The sequence below is a fragment of the Pantoea sp. genome, from assembly GCF_039594315.1.
Classification (GTDB): domain Bacteria; phylum Pseudomonadota; class Gammaproteobacteria; order Enterobacterales; family Enterobacteriaceae; genus Pantoea.
Window position 1 is genome coordinate 23535 of the sequence record NZ_JBCNNP010000016.1, and the last position, 21896, is coordinate 45430.

18 protein-coding genes are annotated in these 21896 nt (G+C 56.4%); 14 read left to right on the forward strand and 4 right to left on the reverse strand.

Annotated elements, in window-relative coordinates:
* Positions 1–4 precede the first annotated feature (4 nt).
* From tssA to ABDW13_RS11970, 12 genes are all read left to right on the forward strand, one after another.
* A complete protein-coding gene (tssA, locus tag ABDW13_RS11915; RefSeq protein ID WP_343552764.1) occupies positions 5–1012 on the forward strand; it encodes a type VI secretion system protein TssA in 1008 nt (335 codons plus the stop codon).
* Positions 1013–1068: 56 nt separating this feature from the next.
* Positions 1069–1602 (forward strand): type VI secretion system contractile sheath small subunit, encoded by a 534-nt coding sequence (gene tssB / locus ABDW13_RS11920; RefSeq protein WP_343552813.1) that lies wholly within the window; start codon positions 1069–1071, stop codon positions 1600–1602.
* On the forward strand, positions 1595–3094 hold the full coding sequence (gene tssC / locus ABDW13_RS11925) for a type VI secretion system contractile sheath large subunit (protein WP_343552765.1): 1500 nt from the start codon (positions 1595–1597) through the stop codon (positions 3092–3094). Before tssB ends, tssC begins: the two co-directional genes overlap by 8 nt.
* Before the next feature lie 59 nt (positions 3095–3153).
* Positions 3154–3636 (forward strand): type VI secretion system tube protein Hcp, encoded by a 483-nt coding sequence (locus ABDW13_RS11930; protein WP_343552766.1) that lies wholly within the window; start codon positions 3154–3156, stop codon positions 3634–3636.
* Between the two features lie 90 nt (positions 3637–3726).
* Positions 3727–5337: a type VI secretion system-associated FHA domain protein TagH gene (gene tagH / locus ABDW13_RS11935; RefSeq protein WP_343552767.1), complete on the forward strand. Its 1611-nt coding sequence runs from the start codon at positions 3727–3729 to the stop codon at positions 5335–5337.
* Positions 5337–6110, forward strand: coding sequence for a protein phosphatase 2C domain-containing protein (locus tag ABDW13_RS11940; protein ID WP_343552768.1), 774 nt, complete (start codon positions 5337–5339; stop codon positions 6108–6110). Before tagH ends, ABDW13_RS11940 begins: the two co-directional genes overlap by 1 nt.
* A gap of 5 nt (positions 6111–6115) precedes the next feature.
* A complete protein-coding gene (locus ABDW13_RS11945) occupies positions 6116–7012 on the forward strand; it encodes a hypothetical protein (protein ID WP_343552769.1) in 897 nt (298 codons plus the stop codon).
* Positions 7013–7065: 53 nt separating this feature from the next.
* A complete protein-coding gene (gene tssE / locus ABDW13_RS11950; RefSeq protein WP_343552814.1) occupies positions 7066–7557 on the forward strand; it encodes a type VI secretion system baseplate subunit TssE in 492 nt (163 codons plus the stop codon).
* Position 7558: 1 nt separating this feature from the next.
* Entirely contained in the window at positions 7559–9430 is a 1872-nt protein-coding gene (gene tssF, locus ABDW13_RS11955) for a type VI secretion system baseplate subunit TssF (RefSeq protein ID WP_343552770.1), read from the forward strand.
* A complete protein-coding gene (gene tssG / locus ABDW13_RS11960) occupies positions 9427–10458 on the forward strand; it encodes a type VI secretion system baseplate subunit TssG (RefSeq protein ID WP_343552771.1) in 1032 nt (343 codons plus the stop codon). Before tssF ends, tssG begins: the two co-directional genes overlap by 4 nt.
* Positions 10459–10473: 15 nt before the next feature.
* A complete protein-coding gene (gene tssH, locus ABDW13_RS11965; protein WP_343552772.1) occupies positions 10474–13092 on the forward strand; it encodes a type VI secretion system ATPase TssH in 2619 nt (872 codons plus the stop codon).
* Entirely contained in the window at positions 13085–14467 is a 1383-nt protein-coding gene (locus tag ABDW13_RS11970; protein WP_343552773.1) for a serine/threonine-protein kinase, read from the forward strand. The genes tssH and ABDW13_RS11970 overlap by 8 nt, the downstream gene beginning before the upstream one ends.
* A 7-nt stretch (positions 14468–14474) precedes the next feature.
* Here the strand turns inward: ABDW13_RS11970 and ABDW13_RS11975 are convergent, their stop codons facing one another.
* The 4 genes from ABDW13_RS11975 to ABDW13_RS11990 form a co-directional block, all read right to left on the reverse strand.
* Positions 14475–14873 carry a hypothetical protein gene (locus ABDW13_RS11975; RefSeq protein WP_343552774.1) on the reverse strand — a complete coding sequence of 133 codons (399 nt, stop codon included), beginning with the start codon at positions 14871–14873 and terminating at the stop codon, positions 14475–14477.
* The gene (locus tag ABDW13_RS11980; RefSeq protein WP_343552775.1) at positions 14870–15673 is read right to left on the reverse strand and encodes a glycoside hydrolase family protein; all 804 of its coding nucleotides are present in this window, start codon (positions 15671–15673) and stop codon (positions 14870–14872) included. Before ABDW13_RS11980 ends, ABDW13_RS11975 begins: the two co-directional genes overlap by 4 nt.
* Before the next feature lie 222 nt (positions 15674–15895).
* Positions 15896–16525 carry a glutamate racemase gene (locus ABDW13_RS11985; RefSeq protein ID WP_343552776.1) on the reverse strand — a complete coding sequence of 210 codons (630 nt, stop codon included), beginning with the start codon at positions 16523–16525 and terminating at the stop codon, positions 15896–15898.
* Positions 16526–16687: 162 nt separating this feature from the next.
* On the reverse strand, positions 16688–19045 hold the full coding sequence (locus ABDW13_RS11990) for a membrane-bound PQQ-dependent dehydrogenase, glucose/quinate/shikimate family (RefSeq protein ID WP_343552777.1): 2358 nt from the start codon (positions 19043–19045) through the stop codon (positions 16688–16690).
* Between the two features lie 369 nt (positions 19046–19414).
* Between ABDW13_RS11990 and ABDW13_RS11995 the strand changes: the two genes are divergently transcribed.
* Together ABDW13_RS11995 and ABDW13_RS12000 are read left to right on the forward strand one after the other, a co-directional pair.
* A complete protein-coding gene (locus ABDW13_RS11995) occupies positions 19415–20332 on the forward strand; it encodes an ABC transporter substrate-binding protein (protein WP_343552778.1) in 918 nt (305 codons plus the stop codon).
* Positions 20329–21663, forward strand: coding sequence for an NtaA/DmoA family FMN-dependent monooxygenase (locus ABDW13_RS12000; RefSeq protein WP_343552779.1), 1335 nt, complete (start codon positions 20329–20331; stop codon positions 21661–21663). Before ABDW13_RS11995 ends, ABDW13_RS12000 begins: the two co-directional genes overlap by 4 nt.
* Positions 21664–21896 lie beyond the last annotated feature (233 nt).

A 21896-nucleotide genomic window follows, 5' to 3' on the forward strand; every position in this document is an offset into this window, starting at 1 on the left:
ATCGATGAATCTTGAGAGCTTACTCGAACCGCTGCGCGAGGATGCGCCGTGCGGCGACGATCTGGAGTATGACGCGGCATTTATGGCGCTGGAACAGGCGCGCGGCGGCAAAGCCGAGCAGCAGTTTGGCAACACCATCATTCCCGCCGAGCCGCCAGATTGGCAGCAGGTGGCGCAGCAGGCGCAGCAATTGCTGAGCCGTACGCGTGACATCCGTTTGCTGGTGATTCTCAGTGAAGCCTGGACACACACCCAGGGATTAACCGGCTGCGCCGCCGGTTTGACCTTGCTGAGCGAATCACTCACCCGCTACTGGTCAACGCTGCATCCGGCGCTGGAGTTTGATGGCGAACCGGATCTGTTGATGCGCGTCAGCGCGCTGGCGGCGCTTGGTCCGCAATCCGGCTTGATGCGTGCCCTACGCCAAAGCTGGTTGCTGAAAAGTGCGCTGGGTGAAATCAACCTGCGCGATGCGCTGGCGCTGCTGGATGGCAGCAAAAGCGAAGTGGCGGATTTTCCCGGCGGCGTGGCGCGCTTGCGTGAAGTGTTGCAGCAGCCCGATCTCCCTGCCGCGCAGGCACTGCGCTCGCTGGCTGAACAGTTAACCGCGCTGCGCCTGTGTCTGACGCAGCATCTCGATAGTGCGGACATGCCGGATCTCGCCGCCAGCGAGAAACCGCTGCTGATGCTGGTGGCGCTGCTGCCGCAACAGCGGGAATCAGCGCCCGCCAGCGTGGCCGACGAACTTCCCGCGGTCGAAACCCGCGTGAGCCCCGCCTCGCCCGCGGTGCCGGACTGGCAGCGCGTGTCGTTGCAGTCCCGCGCCGACGCCGAACTGATGCTGGAGAAAGTGCGGCTCTATTTTCAGCAGCATGAACCGAGCCATCCGGCCCCGATCATGCTGGAGCGGGTGCAGCGCCTGATTCAACTCGATTTCCTCGACATTATTCGTGATCTGGCGCCCGACGCCGTCACGCAGCTGCAGGGCCTGTTTGGCCGTGCGGGCGAATAAAACGCCTGAACTCAGGCCCATAACTGACGGAGAACACTATGGCTAATTATCCCACCATCAAACGCGCCCGTAGCGGACAGAAGTTCATTTCGCGCAACCGTGCGCCGCGCGTGCAGATTGAATATGACGTTGAAGTCTACGGTGCCGATCGCAAAGTGCAGTTGCCCTTCGTAATGGGCGTGATGGCCGATTTGGTCGGTCAGCCAGTGGAAGATCAGCCGGAAATCGCCGAGCGCAAATTCCTTGAAGTGGATATCGATAACTTCGATGAGCGCATGAAAGCGCTGAAGCCGCACCTCGCCTATCACGTCGATAACACCTTAACCGGCGAAGGCAAAGTCGGCGTCGATCTGACCTTTAACAGTATGGATGACTTCCTGCCAGACGCGATTGTGCGTCGCGTTGAGCCACTGAATGAGCTGCTGGAAGCGCGCACCCAGCTTTCCAACCTGCTCTCTTACATGGACGGTAAAAACGGCGCTGAAGCGTTGATCGCCGAAATTCTGAAAAACCCAACCCTGCTGCAATCGCTGGCCGCTACTGCCAAACCTGCCAACGCTGACCGCGACACGGAGAATCACGATGAGTAATGCTGCTTCCCAGACTGAACGCTTAGTGGCGGAATCCGTCACGCACAGCGACTTTAGCGCGCTGCTGAACAAAGAGTTTCGCCCGAACAACGATCAGGCGCGTGACGCGATTTCTCAAGCGGTGCAAACCCTCGCCGCGCAGGCGCTGGAGAACACCTTGCCGGTGTCTGACGACGCCTATCGCACCATTCAGGCACTGATCGCAGAAATCGACAGCAAGCTGTCGCAGCAGGTCAACGCCATCATGCACCACGACAGTTTTCAGCAGCTAGAAGGTGCGTGGCGCGGCCTGCATTATCTGGTGAACAACACCGAAACCGACGAGATGCTGAAGATCCGCGTGATCAATATCAGCAAAAAAGAGCTGAGCCGCACGCTGAAACGCTACAAAGGCGTGGGCTGGGATCAAAGCCCGCTGTTCAAGAAGATCTACGAAGAAGAGTACGGCCAGTTTGGTGGCGAACCGTACGGTTGCCTGGTTGGCGATTACTATTTCGATCACAGCCCGCCGGATGTCGAGCTGCTGGGTGAGCTGGCGAAAATCGGTGCCGCCGCGCACTGTCCGGTGATCACCGGTGCAGCGCCGAGCGCGTTGCAAATGGAATCGTGGCAGGAACTGGCTAATCCGCGCGATATCACCAAAATCTTCACCAACACCGAATACGCCGCCTGGCGCACGCTGCGTGAAAGCGAAGATACCCGCTATCTCGGTTTGGTGATGCCGCGTTTCCTCGCCCGCTTGCCGTATGGCGTGCGCACTAATCCCGTCGATAGCTTTGATTTCACCGAAGACACCGAAGGCGCCACCCACAAGAATTACACCTGGGCCAACGCCGCCTACGCGATGGCCGCCAACATCAACCGCTCCTTTAAGCAGTTTGGCTGGAGCACCTCGATTCGCGGCGTGGAATCTGGCGGCTCAGTGGAAAATCTGCCGTGCCATGTGTTCCCGACCGATGACGGCGGCGTTGATATGAAATGCCCGACCGAAATCGCCATCAGCGATCGCCGTGAAGCCGAGCTGGCAAAAAACGGCTTTATCCCGCTGGTGCACCGCAAGAACTCCGACTTTGCCGCCTTTATCGGCGCGCAATCGCTGCAAAAACCTGAAGATTATTACGATGCCGATGCGGCTGCCAACGCACAGCTGGCGGCGCGTCTGCCTTATCTGTTCGCCTGCTGCCGCTTCGCCCATTACCTGAAGTGCATCGTGCGCGACAAAATCGGCTCCTTCCAGGAACGCGCCGACATGGAGCGCTGGCTCAACTCGTGGATCATCCGCTACGTCGATGGCGATCCGGTTAACTCCACACAAGAGACCAAAGCGCGCAAACCGCTGGCCGATGCGCGCGTCACGGTGGAAGAACAGGAAGACAATCCGGGCTATTACGCAGCCAAATTCTTCCTGCGTCCGCACTACCAGCTTGAAGGCCTGACGGTGTCACTGCGTCTGGTCTCTAAATTGCCTTCGCTGAAACAGCAGCAAGGGTAAGTCACCTCTGGGCGTTGATTGGCGCCCATTTTTTAAATGATGAAAGGAGCGTTACCCGCATGACTATTGCAATGTATTTGAAGCCTGAAGGTGTTGAAGGTGAATCCAAAGATTCGGCGCATACCGGCTGGATCGACATTCTCTCCTTTAACTGGGGCGCTAATCAGCCGAACAACATGAGCGTGGGCGGCGGCGGCGGCGCTGGTAAAGTCAATTATCAGGACTTGCACGTCCATGCCCGCATCGACAAAGCCACCCCAACGCTGATGTTGTTCTGCTCCAACGGTAAACACATTCCGACGCTGGAATTCCACGTCTGCAAAGCCGGTGGATCGCAGATTATCTATAACAAAATCAATCTGACCGAAGTGCTGGTGACCAGCGTGCAGTTCACTGGTTCACGCGATGATGACACCGTGGGCATCGAGTATTCGTTCCAGGCGGCGCAGGTGGAAGAGATCTACACCCAGCAGTCCGACGACGGTGCTGCCGGTGCCGACAGCACCTTTGGCTGGAACATCAAAACCAACACGGCTTCCTGATCCCACAGCGAAGACAAGCCAGTTTCCTTGGGGCGGCCGCCTGGCCGCCTCTGTTTCCGCAGCAACGCGCAATCCTGGCAGGTAAAGCTTATGCGATTCACTCTGGTTGAAAGTAAAAACGGCGTGCAGCCGCCGCTGACGCGCGTCGATTTCTATCCGCCCGGCGGCACGATTGGCCGTAGCGAAGACAACAACTTCATTTTGCCCGACGACAGCCGCACCATTTCGCGTCTGCAACTGCTGGTGCACACCTCGGCAGAAGGCGACTGCCGCATTACCAATCGCGGTAACGTGATCAACGTCGAATTCAATGGCATTCCATTGGAACACGGTCGCCAGGTGGAGTTGCAAGATGGCGATCTGCTTGGCATCGGCGATTACACGCTGGTGGTCAGCGAGATTGATGGACAACAGCCACCTGAAACGCCGCGCCAGCCGGTAGTGCAGAGCCAGGCCGCGCCAAAACCGGCGGGCTCAGCGATTCCCGGCGAAATCTGGGAAAGCCTGTCGCGTGATTTCGTCGCGCCGCAAGTGGCTCCCGCTCAGCCCGATGCGCAACATCCGCTGACGCTGCCCGATGAGAAACCGTTGAATCCGATTGATCCGCTGGCGCTGGAACAGCACGCGCCGCTGGAGCAGTTAAGCCAACGCGAGAGCGATCCTACGCGCTTGTTTGACGACAACGATCTGTTCCAACAGCCGACCATTTTGCAGGACACCACGCCAACCACGCTGCGTGAACAGCCGCACGCGGTGCAGGCGGCACCGGCCACTGAGCTCGATCCGCTGGCGCTGTTTGCCACCAATGGCACGCCGCAGGAGCAACAAGACGATCCGTTTGGCCTGCTCTCCTCCAGCGCCCAACCGCTGACGCCGCCGGATGTGTTCCAGCCCGAAGCCGCAGTGCCACCGCCCGCGCCGCAAGTCACTCCACCACCGCCGCCAGAAACGCCGCTGCCAACGCCGCGCGTGCAGCCGAGCCGTCCGGAACCGGCCAATCAGCATCGCGCCAGCGGGCGCATGAGCATCGACCCGGTGAGCTATAAATCAGCCGCGCAGCGCCGTGCCGCCAACACGCCAGGTGTGGATGCCGAGTTGCTGCAAGCATTTCTCGATGGTGCCGATCTGGCGGATATCGATGTGAAACCGCATCTCGATCAGTCGCAAATGCACTTGCTCGGCCAATTACTCAGCATGTTCTCGCAAGGCACGGTGGCGCTGTTGTCGTCGCGCACCATGCTGAAACGCGGAGTGAATGCGGAAATGACCATGATTCTCGAGCAGGCCAACAATCCGTTCAAACTGTTGCCATCGGGCAAAAGCGTGCTGGTGCAGATGCTGGGTAGCCAGATGCCGGGCTTTATGGAGCCGGAAAAAGCAGTGCGTGATGCCTTGGTGGATTTACAGGCGCATCAGCTCGGCATGATCGCCGGGATCCGCGCCATCATTACCGCCATGTTGCAGTCGTTTAATCCCGACACCTTGCATGCCCAGGCGCAGCAGGAAGGCGACAGCGGCCGCCATCTGTTCTCCGCCACGCGCAAAGCGGCGCGCTGGGACTATTTCGTGAAGCGTTATCAGGCGATTGCCAGTGAAATTGACGACGATTTTCACACGCTGTTTGGTGAGGCGTTCCTGCACGCCTACGACGTGGAAGTGAACCATTACAAAGACCTGCAAACGCAAAAAACGGAATCATGATGAATATTACGTTCGCATCCATTAGCCATCAGGGCAAACGCAGCAGTAATCAGGACCGCCTCGCCAATGCGCTGGGCGCGCGCGCCGCCTGTTTCGTGATGTGTGACGGCATTGCCGGCGAGCAAGGCGGCGACACCGCAGCCCGTCTGGCGTGCGACACCATCGTCACCCATTTCGATGGCGCACATCATCTGGATGCACAGCGTATTCGCGGCTACATCGCCGCCGCCAATCAGGCGATAAAACAGCAGCAGCACCAGGACCAAGCGCTGAAAAACATGGGCACCACATTGGTGAGTTTATTTATCGATCGCGATTATCAACTGGCCTATTGGGCGCACGCCGGCGACAGTCGTCTGTACCACTTTCGTCGCGGCTATTTGCTGGAGATGACGCGCGATCACAGCCTGGCGCAGCGCATGCAGGACGCTGGACATCAAACCGATGCCATCAATCATAACTTGCTCTATTTCGCGCTGGGGATGAAAGAGGATCGCGAAGCCAGCTACAGCGATGTGCTGGCGCTGGAAGACGGCGATGTGTTTTTACTCTGCACCGACGGTTTCTGGCATGAGATGGACGTCAACAATCTGGAGCAAACCCTGCGCATGGTCAGCAATCCGCAAGAGTGGCTGGCGCTGCTGCAACGCATGATGCCCGAGGATAACGGCGATAACTTTAGCGCCATGGCGGTGTGGATGGGCGATCCGCAAGAGTCCACCTTGCTGAGTTCGCTCAGCGACACGCAGCGAATTTTGCTGTCGCAGAGGTAATCGCCATGAGAACCCCACTGGCATTGTTACTGTCGCTGCTGCTGTTGCCGATCTACAGCGAAGCGAAAAGCGTGCGTATCGTTTGGTCGCCCACGCTGCGCCTCAGCGCCTGGCTGGATAACGTGGTGGATGGACGCGTAAAAAGCTGGTGCGACGACAGCGTGGCGCTGCATATCGAACCGCAGGGCGAACTGAAAGACGACGCGCTGGAGAGCTTCTTGCCACAGGTTGGCGCGCTGTTAAAACGCCAGTGTCGCCCGCTGACGACGTTGCACTGGACGCTGATCGATCACAGCGGTAAAGCGTTGCGCGAAGGTAGCGCACAGGCCGCTGACAACTGGCGCATTCCCGCGCCGCCGGTGAAGCCCAAAATTGAACTGGCAGACACCACGCCGTGGCAACGTTTCAACATCACGCCCGACTGCGCGCTGCGCACCTACTGGCCAACCGGCTCGGATAATGATGCACGTTTTGCCCTCGCCTCGTCGTCGCCAGACTGCGACAGCGCAGGCTGGGTAACAGGCGACGCGACGCTGCATCAAGCCAACAACGCGCCCACCGCGCTGTGGTTTGTCCACGGTTATCCGCTGATCAACTTACCGGTTGGCGCACGCGATGCGCAGGTGATTGCCGCCAATAATCAACGGCTGATTCTGGCAAGCGACAGTGATGCACGCAGCTGGCTGTTATTGCCGTGGGATAAACAACATCTGGCATGGCGTTTTGACGGCGATGTGTTGCTAAAAGCCGACAGCGACAAAAATGACGACAACACGCGTGCAGTACAGATGGCGGATGCGTTGCATACGTGGCAAATCGGCGACAGTGCCAGTCAGTTGCATTGGCATGCGATCGCCGAGTTGAATCCGCAGCAGCGTGATCCGACGGAGAATCCTCAGTGAAAAACCATCCCGCTAGCTTCAACGGTTGGCAGGCGCGCAACCATCAACGCGTAATGCCGCAGGATGAGATGCGCCCCAGCCTGCTCGATCGCTTAACCGACGATCAGCCCGATCAACAAAAAATCGAAACCGGCCGTCAGGCGCTCAGCCATCAACAACTGCGTACTCAGGTGCTGCGTGATTTGCAGTGGCTGTTCAACTGCATCAACAACGAAAGCCAGCACAACCTCAAACCGTGTCCTGACGCGCGCTTATCGGTGATCAATTTTGGCCTCACACCGCTAGCCGGTAAGCGCATGTCGGAGATTGAGTGGGACGATGTGCGTGGCTCGTTACAGCGTGCCATGTTGCAGTTTGAACCGCGCATTATCCCGCAGGATTTGCAGATTCGCTGCCTGAGCGATGTTAACGCGCACAACCATCACAACACCCTTTCCATCGAAATCAGCGGCAATTTGTGGTGCATCCCGTGGCCGCTGGCTTTTGTGTTTCGTACCGAACTCGATCTTGAGCACAGCCGTTTTGATCTGAAGGAGTCGAACTAATATGAATCCGCAACTGCTCGACTACTACAATCGTGAACTGAACTATTTGCGTGAAATGGGCGCGGAATTTGCCGATCGCTATCCGAAAGTGGCCGGCCGTTTGGGTATGCAAGGTATCGAAGTCGCCGATCCTTATACCGAACGCTTAATGGAGGGATTTGCCTTCCTCACCTCGCGCGTGCAGCTGAAGATGGATGCCGAATTCCCGCGCTTCACCGAACAGCTGCTGGAGATGATCTACCCCAATTACCTCGCGCCAACGCCGTCGATGGCGATTGTCGAGTTTCAGCCCGATCATATGAAAGGCAAGATCAGCAGCGGTTTTACCGTGCCGCGTGGATCGCTGATTGAGAATCAGGCGCTGAAAAGTAAAGGCATTAGCTGCAAATACCGTACCGCGCATGATGTCAATTTATTGCCGCTGCAACTGAGTGAAGTAACGCTCGGCGGCTTGCCCGCCAACCTGCCGCTTTCCGCTGCCAATCTGGCCCAGCGCGGTGCAATGCGCGCGCTGCGCATTCGGCTGAAAACCACCGGCAATATTCCGCTGCATCAGTTGGCGATGGACGATCTGCGTTTCCACCTGAGCGCGGGCGATCTACCGGCCAGTCGTCTGATGGAACTGCTGATGGCGCACTGTGTTGGTGTGTTGTATCGCAGCACGGATAACCAGCACCATCAATTACTGGAAGCCGAAGCTTTGCAAGCGCAAGGCTTTGCCGCCGATGAAGCGCTGCTGCCGGATGACCTGCGCGGTTTTAGCGGTTATCGGCTATTGCAGGAGTATTTCGCCTTTCCGGCCCGCTTTCTGTTTATGCGCACCTCGGGCCTGCAACCGCTGGTTAAACAGCTGCGCGGCGCGACTGAGATGGAGATTGTGCTGCTGCTGGATAAAGCCGATGACGATCTGGAAAATCGGGTGGATGTGTCGCATTTGGCGCTGCACTGCACGCCCGCCATCAACCTGTTTCCGCGCGTGGCGGAACGCATCCAGCTAACCGAAGCGCGCAACGATTATCATCTGGTAGTGGATAATACTCATCCGCTGGATTACGAAGTGTTCAGCATTAACCGCCTGTATGGCAGCGGGCAAACGCTGAGCGAAGAGCAAATTTTCCGCCCATTCTGGCACAGCTTTGGCCGCGACAATGGCAACTACGGTGCCTATTTTTCCCAGCGTCGCGAGCCGCGCGCGCTGTCCGATCAAGCCAAGGTGTACGGCACGCGCACCGGTTATGCCGGTTCCGAGTTATTCGTCACGCTGGTCGATGAACAGCAATCACCGTGGTCCGATGCAGTGCAGTATGTGATGGCCGATGTGCTGTGCACTAACCGCGATTTGCCGCTGATGTTGATGCAGCACGGTATGGAATCCTTCACTTTACCCACTTCCGCGCCGGTGCTGGGTATTCATCTGCGCAAAGGGCCAACCGCACCGCGTCCCGCGCTGGCGGCGGGTGCGATGGCGTGGCGCTTAATGAGCCAATTGCAACTTAACTACCTCAGCCTGATGGAGAGCGAGGGCGATCAGGGTGCGGCCTCATTGCGACAACTGTTGGCGCTGTATGCCAATACCGCCGAAGCCGCCACCGCGCGTCAAATTGAAGGCGTGCGTCACTGCGAAATGCGGCCGGTATTTCGCCGCGTGCCAGAGCCCGGGCCGATTGTCTTCGCGCGCGGCATTGCCATCACCTTAACGCTGGATGAGCAGGCGTTTGGCGGTGCCAGCCCGTGGCTGCTGGGCAGCGTGTTAGCGATTTTGTTCAGCCGCATGGTGGCGATCAATACCTTTACCGAACTAACGATTAACAGCGATCAGCGCGGCGAGATTGGTTATTGGCCACCGCAAATGGGCAAGAGGCCACTGCTGTGACGGCGCTGAATCGCCGCTGGCGCATTCACTGTCGCTTGCCAGCGGACTTTTGGCCGCAGCGGCGTGCCGCACCGTTCAAACACGACCTGTTTCAACTGCTGCGCCGTCTCGATGCGCAAGCCGGGCACGCCTGGCAACTGGGCCGTGCGCCGCTGCCGCGCGAGGAACCGTTGCGGCTGGGACAATCGCCGTCGCTGGCGTTTGCGCCCGCCACCGTGGCCGGGATTCGCCAGCGCGCCAACGATCAACTCAATGAAGTGGATATCTGGAGTTTTGGCCTGTTCGGCCCCAACGGTCCGCTGCCGCTGCATTTGACCGAGTACGCGCACGAGCGCGTTACGCATCACGGCGATCGCAGCATGGTGGCGTTTTGTAACCTGTTTCATCATCGGCTGATTTTGCTGTTTTACCGCGCGTGGGCCGATGCACAACCGGCGATTTCGCTGGATCGCCCCGATCGCCAACGCTTCAACCATTACCTTTCCTGCCTAACTGGCATCGGCCAACCGGCGTTGGAGCAGCAGCGCGGCAGCCTCAACGAACATGCGCGCTATGCGCTGGCCGGACACTTCACCCGCCAAACTCACGATGCGGAAGGACTGACGCGCAGCCTGAGTTGGTATTTGCAGGTGCCGGTGGAACTGATCAGCAATATCCCGCAATGGATGCGCATCGGCCCGCGCGAACAGGCGCAGTTACGTGCCGGAAAACACGCGCCGCGCCTCGGTGAAACCGCCTTTTTGGGGGGTACGATTCGCGATATTCAGCACAAATTCCGGCTGCGCCTCGGCCCGCTTCGCCTCAACGATTATCAACCGCTGCTGCCCCGGCGCAACCACGCACAGCAAGTGGTGGATTGGGTGCGTCATTACCTCGGCATTGAGTATCAATGGGAAGTGCAACTGGTGCTGGACCAGCGCGATGTGCACGGCGTGGCATTGGGCAGCGATCAGCCGCTGGGCTTGAGCAGTTGGTTGGGCCAGCAGCCACAGCCGCAACATCGTGATGATTTGATTTATCAGCCTTAATCAAAAGGGAAAACCATGTCAGATATCCGTCGCAACGTGTTGTTTAGCAAATTGAATCGATCACTGTTTACCACGCTGGAAAGCGCCACCACTTTCTGTAAATTGCGCGGCAATCCCTACGTCGAATTAGTGCATTGGCTGCACCAGCTGTGGCAGCAACCGAATGGCGATCTGCAACTGATCGTGCGCCGCTGTGAGCTGGATGAAGCGCAACTCAATCAGGATTTGCTGGCAGCGTTAGATCGCCTGCCGCGCGGTGCCAGCGCCGTCGCCGATCTGGCCGAACATATTGATAACGCGGTAGAACGCGCATGGATTTACTGCTCGCTCAGCGTCGGTGAAAACCAGATTCGCGGCGCACATCTGCTGCTGGCGCTGCTAAAAACCGTGGCGTTGCGTCATGTGTTGCTGGCGATCTCCAGCGAATTTGGCCGCATCAGCGCTGACCGCCTGCTGGATGAATTGCCAAACTTTATTCAGGGTAGCGATGAACAGGCGACGGCAACTCATGAAACCGCCCCGGCACCGGCTTCCAGCGAAGAGTCGGTGTTGGCGAAATATGGCCGCGATCTCACCGCCGAAGCGCGTGCTGGTAAAAGCGATCCGGTGGTCGGACGCGATGATGAAATCCGTCAAATGGTCGATATCCTGCTGCGTCGTCGGCAAAACAATCCGCTGCTGACCGGTGAAGCGGGCGTCGGCAAAACCGCGCTAGCAGAAGGCCTGGCGCAATGCATTGCCAGCGGCAACGTGCCACCGCCGTTACAAGGCGTGCAGCTGTGGCTGCTGGATATTGGGCTATTGCAAGCCGGTGCGGCGATGAAAGGTGAATTTGAAGCGCGCCTGCAAGCGGTAATCAATCAAGTGCAATCCAGCGCCCAGCCGATCATTTTGTTTATTGATGAAATCCATACGCTGGTTGGCGCGGGCGGCCAGCAAGGCACCGGCGATGCCGCCAACCTGTTGAAACCGGCGCTGGCGCGTGGGCAGTTGCGCACGGTTGGCGCCACTACCTGGACGGAATACAAGAAATACATCGAGAAAGATCCGGCGCTGACTCGCCGTTTCCAACCCGTGCAAGTGGCGGAACCCGATGAAGCCACGGCGATTTTGATGCTGCGCCATTTATCGCAGCCGCTGTCGCGCCATCACAATGTATTACTACTGGATGAGGCGTTAACCAGCGCGGTACGTTTGTCGCAACGCTATATTCCGGCGCGTCAGTTGCCGGACAAAGCCATTGCGCTGCTGGATACCGCCTGTGCGCGCGTGGCGGTGAGTCTGCACCATCAGCCGCCGGAGCTGGCCTATTGCCGTCAGCAGCTGGCGGCGTTGCAGCTGGAAATCGATATCGCCGAGCGCGAATTGCATTTGGGTATGGCCAACGCGCCAACACGTATTGCCAGCGCCAAACTGGCGTTGGCCGAGCGCCAGCAGGAAGAACATCAACTCAACGCGCGCTGGCAGCAAGTGCTGATTTTGACCCAGCAACTGACCACCTTGCGCGCCACCTTGCTGGTCGATCACAGTGCGCAACACACCGAACGCTATCTGGCGCTGCAACAGCAACTGGACGAACTGCAAGGCGACAAACCGCTGACGTTCCCGGCAGTCGATAGCAACGTGATCGCCAGCGTGGTCGCCGACTGGACCGGCATTCCGCTCGGTCGCATGTTACAAAGCGAGCGCGATGCGGTGCTCAATCTGGCCCGCACGCTGGCGCAGCGCGTCATCGGCCAGCAACCGGCTCTGGATGCCATCGCCCAGCGCATCCAAACCTCACGCGCCGGACTCGACGATCCCAGCAAACCGGTTGGCGTGTTTATGCTGTGCGGCCCGTCCGGCACCGGTAAAACCGAAACCGCGCTGGCGCTGGCCGAGACGCTGTACGGCGGCGAGCAAAATCTGATCACCATTAACATGAGCGAATTCCAGGAAGCGCACAGCGTTTCGACGCTGAAAGGTGCGCCGCCGGGCTATGTTGGCTACGGCGAAGGTGGCGTGCTGACCGAAGCGGTGCGCCGTCGTCCGTATAGCGTAGTGCTGCTGGATGAGATTGAAAAAGCCCATCCTGACGTGCATGAAATCTTCTTCCAGGTGTTCGACAAAGGCTGGATGGAGGATGGTGAAGGCCGCCGCATCGACTTCCGCAACACGGTGATCATTCTCACCTCGAATATCGGCAGCGATGAGATTGCGCAGGTTTGCGGCACGGCAGCGGATCGTCCTGATCACCAGGCGCTGAGCGCCCTGCTGCGCCAGCCGCTACGTGAGGTATTCCCCGCCGCGCTGCTGGGCCGTTTGGCGGTGATTCCGTATGTGTCGCTGAGCGATGCGATGCTGATTCGCATCATCGATCTGCGCCTGGATAAAATCCGCCAGCGCTTGCTGGAACGTCATGCCATTCACGCCGAATTTGCACCCGCAGTGGCCGAGCAAATTATGCGCCGCTGCACCGAAGGCGAATCCGGTGGTCGTATGGTCGATGCGGTGCTGTCGCAGACGCTGCTGCCGCAACTCAGTTGCCAGTTGCTGAGTGAAACTTTGCATGACGCGCCGCGTCAATTGCGGGTCGATTATCAGCAAAGCTTCCAGCTGCATTTCAGCCCGTTGGTGGAGGCCACTCATGAGTGAGGTCACGCAGAAAACCACCTCGCAGGCGCTGCCGATTGGCTACTGCTTTAACGAGTATGAAATCCAGCAGGTGATAGGCGAAGGCGGCTTTGGCATTGTTTATCGCGCCTGGGATAACGAGCTGGAACGCACCGTGGCGATTAAAGAGTTTATGCCCGCCTCAATTGCGCTGCGTGATGAACAACACCATCTGCTGCTGCGCAGCGAGCGCTTTATGCGTTTGTATCAAGCTGGATTAAATAGCTTTATTCAGGAAGCGAAAACGCTGGCGCGCTTTAATCATCCCCATCTGCTGCACGTGCTGCGCTTTTGGCAGGCCAATGATACGGCGTATATGGTGACGCAGTTTTATCATGGCGAGACGCTGAAAAATCGCTATCTGCGTGATTTCACGCCGTGCAGCGAAAGCGCGCTGCGTGCCATGTTGCCGCCGCTGCTCAGCGCATTAAAAACGCTGCACGATCATCAGTATTTGCATCGTGATATCGCCCCCGACAACATTTTGCTGCAACAGGATGATGCGCCAGTGTTGTTGGATTTTGGTTCGGCCTGCAAAACCATTGGTCATCTCACCGATAAAACCGAAATCATGCTCAAACCCGGCTACGCGCCAATTGAGCAATACAGCGAAGGCCGCGATGGCGATCAAGGGCCGTGGACCGACATCTACGCACTTGGCGCGGTGCTGCACACCTTGATCTGCGGTGAACCGCCGCCGGTCAGCGTGGTGCGTTCGCTGCATGACCATTATCAGCCACTGGCGCAACGCGATCTGCCCGGCTATTCGGCGGGTTTGTTACGTACCATCGATAGCATGCTGGCGTGTGAACCTGACCAGCGGCCCGCCTCGGTTACCGCGCTGCGCGAGTTGCTGGCGCAAAATGATCATGGGTTGCTGGCGCAGGATGAGCCGCCCGCGACCATTGCTGTGCAACTGCCCGCGTTAATTGAAGAAGTGGAGCAAGCTGAGCCAGTTACGCCAACCCGCTCACGTCGGTCTTGGTTGTTGTTCGGTGCCGCGGCGGCAGCCGTGCTGGTGGTGCAAGGATTGAAACCTGCGCCGCCCAAATTGATCGCAGAAGCGCCGCAAGCGGTTCAACCTGCGAAACAACCGGAAAACGTGACGCCGTCACCCGCTGTCGCGGCAGTGCCAGCACAAATCTACCTGCGCGCCAGCCCTGACACCGCGTTGACGCAAATCGATATCAATGGCAGACCGCACGCCGCTGAAGAAATAGACGGCATGAAAATGTTGAGTTTGTTACCGGGAGATTATCAATTGCAGGTGACGCGCCAGGATGGCGGTGCGTGGCAGCATAGCTTGCATATTGAGGCAGGAAGCGGCACCTGGCTGGTGAATGTGCCGTCTTCCTGAAGCCGCGTTATTCGCTAACGTTGCCGTTTTCACTGAACAGCACCACGTCGCCTTGCGGCTGGTGCTGGGAAACTTGCAACGTCCAGACGTGATTATCGTAATTGCCCGCACCTTGCGCCGGAGACAGCACATAGCTGTAATCGCCATTGCGGAAAATGTAGCCACGGAAATCATGCGATGGGCCGATGTTGAGGGTTGAACCTTTTAACGTCAGTTCGTGATGATTCTTTTTGTTGATCGAGTGATAAACAATGCCATCACACTCCACATCCCCTTCCAGACAGCTGCGGGTATCCAGAAATACCTGAAAACTTTTGCTGTCGAAGAAAGGCTTTGGCTTAGCAGGCGTTTGGGCAAACGCCTGCAATGAAATGCAGGCCAGCGATAAAGCGAGTAATTTTTTCATAATCTAATATAAATTCCTTTGTGATAAACATTCAGCTCGCTCTTCCTGCGATTCACTAATCCCTTCATTCGCGTGCCACGTGAATAAACAAACTGCATCCACGCCCGATCCAAATTCTCTGCTGATTCGCCATTAATCACTTTCAGCGCGGTCGAATAATATAATCCCTTATGATGTTTTGAATCTTTGGTGCCGATATTAAACGCCAGCATCACTAATGCATCAAACTCATTTTGCGTGAGTGCGACTTTAACAAAATTACGCACTGCATCAACAAAGGTTTTTAAATCCTGCGAGAACAGCGTTTCTGCTGCTTGTTCTGAAATGCCATCTTTATATTGGGCAAATTCACTTTCGCGGCTGATCCAATGTCCATAACCAATAGTGGCACCGACCGTCCAATTACTGATGGTAGCTTTGGTGTGATCGTCATAGGGTAAAGTATGCAGCTCTTCATAATCCATCATCAGCTTAAGTACCTGATAACTTGGATACATGATCATCGGATTTTTGCGAGCACCGTTGGGATTATTGCCGGTCGCACCATCGACGCGTGGCAACGCGCTGCGTTGATTTGACGTGAGTTGTGATAGCGTTTTTTTGCCCGGCGAGACTAAACCATCCGGATGCTGATAAAAGTGTTTTTGATAGGTGATAATTGCTTTAGTGGTATTATTTCCGCAGATGCCATCCACACGTAATTGTGGGAAACCATTTTTACTTAATAATTGTTGCACCAGTCTGACATCTTGCGGTCGATTAGCTCCGCGCAACCCCACGCTATCCTGTATCGTTTCCATTATTCGCCTCAAAAATCATTTCAATTAAAATCATTTTGTCGGCGTCGGAAGGTACGCCAGCGGCAATTAAGCAGTTTGGCTCACCACTATAATTCATTTATTTGCTCGGATTGTTCTTAAAGTCTTAAATGACATTTTCGTGACAACTTGAAGCACGGTAAATAATATTTTAGACGAATTGATAGGATTTGCTGGCCCGAATATTCACGGGCCAACATGGCTTTAGCGCAGGCAATGTCGCAACGCTAAATGTGGGCTGGTTAAGGGTGGCGTGGCGCAATGTGACGCCGCGGCAGTCATTGAAACTTGCGCCAACGCGACGGTTGCCGCGCCCTGCTGTTTTCCTTGCTCCACGGCTTGTGCAATCAGACGGTGATAGTCGTCATGCTTACCCGCTTTAAATGCCGCCCACGCGCCGGGAATCAATTGCACCTCAGGAAGTTGCTCAACCGGCACGCCTGGCGGACAAAACAGCGCGCGCGTGGCGGCCAACGTCGATTCTGCTGCGCACAACACCAATGCTTTGCCCGGCAACCGATGCACTTCGTCCGCCAGCAAGCGATCGCTGCGATACACCGCACAATGGTTGCCCTGCGCGGTGAAACCATCCGCCACCGGGCCCAGTGTGGAACAGGTGATGACAATGGCATCGAACCACGGCGTGAGGCTGTGCAGAAATTGTTCGAGGTTGTGCTGCTGTAATGCCGTCATGCCACCGGTTGATTCCGCTTCCGCCAACAAATGCGGCATCACGATGTGGCTCAGCTGCGTGGGCTGCATACCGAGAGATTGCGCGGCTTGATCGAAGATGGCGATGTTACTCGCAGCAGTGTGCAGGCAGGCGATGGTCATGAGGTTCCTTGGGTTTGGCGTCCTGGGAAAGGTATGAATATAGCGTAACCGGCAGATTTATCGCGGGATTTAAGTCACGTGTTAAAGGCGGTCCCCATTAATGGCGACCGAAAATATAAAAAAAGGCGCCACGTGGGCGCCTTTCATTTTATTGAACAGCAATTACTTCAAACGGAACGCCACTACGCTGTCACCCGCTTGGGTGCCGAGCGAACCGTGACCGCCTGCGGCAATCACCACGTACTGCTTACCGTCTTTGCCCATAAAGGTCGACGGCGTAGCTTGTGCACCGGCGCTTAGCTCGGTCTGCCACAGCAGTTCACCGGTGGTGCTGTCGTAAGCGCGGAAGAAGTTATCCGCGGTTGCACCGTGGAACACCAAATCACCCGCCGTCAGCAACGGACCACCGTGCGCCACCATGCCCATCGGGAAACCGATTGGGAAGCGGCCAGGCAGGAAGCTGGTTTTCAGGTTTTTTGTGACGCCCACGCGACGCAGCCACTCGGTTTTACCGGTCTTGAGATCAACACCCACCATGCGGCCCCACGGTGGCGCGATGCATGGAATGCCCAAGCCCGATGCCAACTGCTGGATGTGAATCGCATAATCACCGTGGAAGTTTTCATTCCAGTACGGCTGACCATCTTTGGTGAACATACGCTCGGTGGCGGTCTGCGCATCACGTTTGATCAGGTTGTACTTGTAAGCCAGACGCACTGGCGCGGCGATCAACATTTGACGCTGTGGATCGACGGCGACAGAACCCCAGTTGAACACCCCAATGTTGCCAGGGAAGATCAGAGAACCGCCTTCAGTTGCTGGTGTCCACGGGTTGCCATCATAACGCAGGCTACGGAAATCCATGCGGCATGACATCTGGTCAAACGGCGTGATGCCCCACATGGATTTCTCGGTCAGTGCTTCTGGGATGAAGTTCAGGCTGGAAACCGGCTGCGTCGCCGCATACTTCTCACCTTCAATACCGTCAGTAGAAACCTTCACCTGGTTCACCGGATACACCGGCTGACCGGTAAGACGGTTCAGCACAAACAGGTTGCCGGTTTTAGTCGGCAGAATCACCACCGGCTGCTTCTGGCCTTGATAATCGATGTCGACCAGCGAAGGCTGTGACGGGTTATCGCGGTCCCACAGATCGTGGTTAGAACTTTGATAACGCCATTTGAAGGCACCGGTTTGCAGATCTAACGCCACCAGCGCATCACGGAATTTCTCGGTGTTGCTGTTAGGATCGCGTTCAATACCCACTTCATCTGGCGAGGCGTTGCCAAACGGCACATAGACAATGCCATTTTTCAGGTCGGCGCTCAGCGTACCCCACGCCACTGGCGTGTCTTGCGGATAGTTTTGGCCATCAGCAATCGGTGCAGTGTTTTCCGGATGTGCGGGATCAAAGTTCCACACCAGACGACCACTTTGCACGTCATATGCACGGATCACGCCCGATGGGTTGCCGCTGTTGAAGCCGTTATCCATTACGGAACCGCCAACAATCACCAGCTTGCCCGCCACCAGCGGTGCTGCGGTTTGCATCAGCGCATGTGGACGCACTTCGCCCATGTTGGCGTGCAGATTCACGATGCCGTTCTGACCGAAATCAGCACACGGCTTGCCGGTATCGGCATCCAGCGCAATCAGCAGTGCATCGGTGGTCGCATTGAAAATACGCTTACGGCAGATGGCCGGATTAGCCGCATTATCTTGCGCCGCCGCCGGAGTTTCTTCGTAATAGCTCACGCCACGACAGGTTTGGTGCTGTTGCAGGTAAGAACGATCTTTACTCGGCGTAAACTTCCACTTCACCGTGCCGGTTTCCGGATCGAGTGCATGCACCTCGTTATGTGGCGTACAGAAGTACAGCATGCCGTTGGCTTTCAGCGGCGTCGCTTCGAAGGTGTATTCGCTGGCATCCGCATCCTGACGCAGATCGCCAGTGTGATAGGTCCATGCGACTTCGAGGTTTTTAACGTTGTCTTTGCTGATCTGATTCAACGCGGAGAAACGCAGGCCATCGGATGAACCGCCGTAAGCCGTCCAGTCATTACTTGCGCCCTGCTCGCTGTTTTGCTCGCGCGCGTTGCTGATGGTGCCAGCTTGCGGCAACGGATCGTAGAAGCACAGACCAATCACCACGACGATCATGATGATCACCGTACCGCCAAGGAAACCGTGGAATTTGCGTTCGCCGCGATACAGCGGTTTCACCACCCACGGCATCGCCAGCCACAGACCAATCACGCCGAACAAGTCACCGCGTGGGATCCACTGCCATTTATCAAAGCCCACTTCCCAGATAATCCAGGCCAGCGTAATCCACATCAGAATGGCGTACAGCGCCAGCGCGCTGCGTTGGTTTCTGAACAGTAAAATCGCGGTAATCAGTAAGCCTACCGCCATCAGTGCATAGAAGGCGCTGCCGCCCAGCATCAGTAGCTTGCCGCCCATGTACAGCAAGGCAATCGCCACGATCGCGAGCACAATGCTGGTTAATTTGTTAACCATGCTAATCCCTCAACGTTTCTCATCAATAAAACCCTCAAAATAACACCACATAGAATCAACAAAATTTTAACTTACGTTATCGTTTAGTAAAAACCCGTTGCTATGTGTGTCGTTAGCTCCGCTAATGAATGTAGTTCGGCTAATGCCAGCAACCATCCGCTTCGCTCATTGTGTGATTGAAATCACATTTCACATTTGAGTGACAGAATTAATCATTAGTAAGGATAATTCGCATTTTTTGATAACGGCCGATCACGATTTAGCGCGGTTTCAACGCATTTGCGTTGTGCGCATAACCTTGCGTGGATTTGTTACTACGCCCGCTGTAGCAGAAAACTTACGCTGTTTTCTTTTTCACCGGGAAACGTTATGAAAATCACTTTATTAGCCAGCTCATTATTATTGCTCTCCTTAACCACCCACGCTGCCAGCAGCGAATTGATCGTCGGCGATCAAAAAGGCAACGCCCGCGCGGTGATGTCTGCCGCTGGCGAATTGAAAAATGTGCCTTATGAGATCAAATGGTACGAATTCCCTAACGCCGCGCCGTTGCTCGAATCGCTGAATTCACAACATCTTGATGCCGGATTAGTCGGCGATGGGCCATTGTCATTTGCTGTGGCAGCGGGCGCGCAGATCCGCGCCATTCAGGCTTCGCAATATCTTGGCAATGCCATCGTGGTTAAAAAGGACAGCGCACTGCATACCATCGCTGACCTCAAAGGCAAAAAAGTGGCGACGGTTAAAGGATCATCAGGACAGAACATGGTGTTGAATGCGCTGCATCAAGCCGGTTTAGCGGATGACAGCGTGACCTTTGTGTTCACCACGCCGTCGGAAGCCACCCTGGCGCTGGATAATGGCGCAGTGGATGCGGTGGCAACGTGGGAACCCTATGTTTCCTACGCGGTGGCGCAATCTGGCGATCGCATCGCCATTGATGGCAAAGACTCGCCAGTGTCGAATTATTTGGTGGCGACCGACAGCGCGATTGCCGCGAAACGCGCGCAGCTCAGCGATTTCCGCCAGCGTCTGATCCGTGCGCGGGCTTGGGGCGTGGCGCATCCGCAGGAATATGCCAGCGAGTTGGCGCAGCTGCTGCGCCTGCCGGATGCGGTGGCACTCAGCAAAGTACAGCGCGAGAACAATGCGCCGGTGGAAGATTACGCCACGGTGGAACAACGCCAGCAGTTGGCAATTGATACCTTCACCCGCAGCGGTTTGATACAACCGGGTTTGCAGGCGGATAAGCTGGTGGATGCGTCCTTCTTTGGGGCGAAGCCATGATGAACCTGGCGCTTTACCTCGATTCCGGCATTCATCAGGGCGGCTGGCGTCATCCTGATTCCGCCGCGACCGGCGGCAGCAACTGGCCGTTGTACCGCAAAATCGCGCAACGTGCCGAAGCGGCCAAACTGGATATGGTGTTCGTGGCCGATAAGTTGGCCATTGATGATGTGTATGGCGGGCATTTGGCGCAAACCGTGCAGCATCGTCAGGTCGGTTGGTCGGAACCCTTGACGCTATTAGCAGCGCTGGCGGCGGTCACCGATCACATTGGTCTCGGTGGTACGGTGTCATCCTCCTATTCGGTGCCCTACACCACAGCGCGTCAGTTGGCGAATATCGACCACATCAGCGGCGGCCGCGCGGCGTGGAATGTGGTGACATCACTGAGTCACGCCGAAGCGCGTAATTTTGGTCGCAGCGAACATTTCAGCCATGAAGCACGTTACCGCCGCGCCGCTGAATTCATTGATGTGATGAAAGCGCTGTGGGATAGCTTTGAAGAGGACGCGCTGATTCTGGATAAAGCGCAGGCGCGCTTTGCCGATCCCGCGCGTTTTCATCGGCTCGATCATCAAGGGGAATCCTTTGATGTGCAGGGACCACTTAATCTGCCCCGCCCGCCGCAGGGCCATCCGCTGGTGATTCAAGCTGGCGTGTCAGAGGCGTTTGTGGATTTGGCGGCGCAACACGCCGAGATGCTGTTTGTGGTGCAGCCGAACCGTGAACGCGCGCAGCAGTTTTATCAGACGCTGAAACAACGGGCGCTGCACTATCAGCGCCAGCCGCATGAACTGCGGATTCTGCCCGGCATGGTACCCATCGTTGGCAATACGCAGCGTGATGCCGATGAACGTGCCGAGTACTTAAAATCGCTGATTACGGTGGAATCGGGGCTGAGTTTTGTCTCGGCCAGCATGAATATCGATTTGTCGCAGTATCCGATTGATGGTCCGGTACCGGATTTGCGTGAAAAAATCACCGGCAGCAAAGGCCGTTTCCAGTATGTGATTGCCAGTGCGATTGAGCAGAATCTGACATTGGGGGAAATGGCGAAACGCTATGCCGAGAGCCTGTCATTCCCGGCGCCGACCGGCACTGCCGATACCATCGCGCAGCAGATGATTGATTGGTATCAGCATCAAGCCTGCGACGGGTTTGTGATTTTGCCGACCTACATCGACGAAAATGAAGATCGTTTCCTGGAACAGGTGGTACCGCGTTTGCAACAGGCGGGTGTATTCCGTCGCGAATATGAAGCCGGTACGCTGCGCGAACGTTTGGGCTTAGCGAAACCGGCAAATCGTTTCCATAATAATAAGGTGAAATAATTTAATTAATCACGTTTCTGCCTCTGCGATTATTCCTGGCAATCCATATCGCAGAGGCGTTTATTAAGCGTTTAACATTGTATAAGATTGTCATTACAATTTATCAGCGCTTATTTATAGGCTTTGTATTATTTCGCCTGCTTATTTTTGAGATTTCCCTCACGCTAATAACCGTTTCTAACTGTGATATAAGTCACATCACTACTTTGGGAACCACCAATTATAAATAGAAG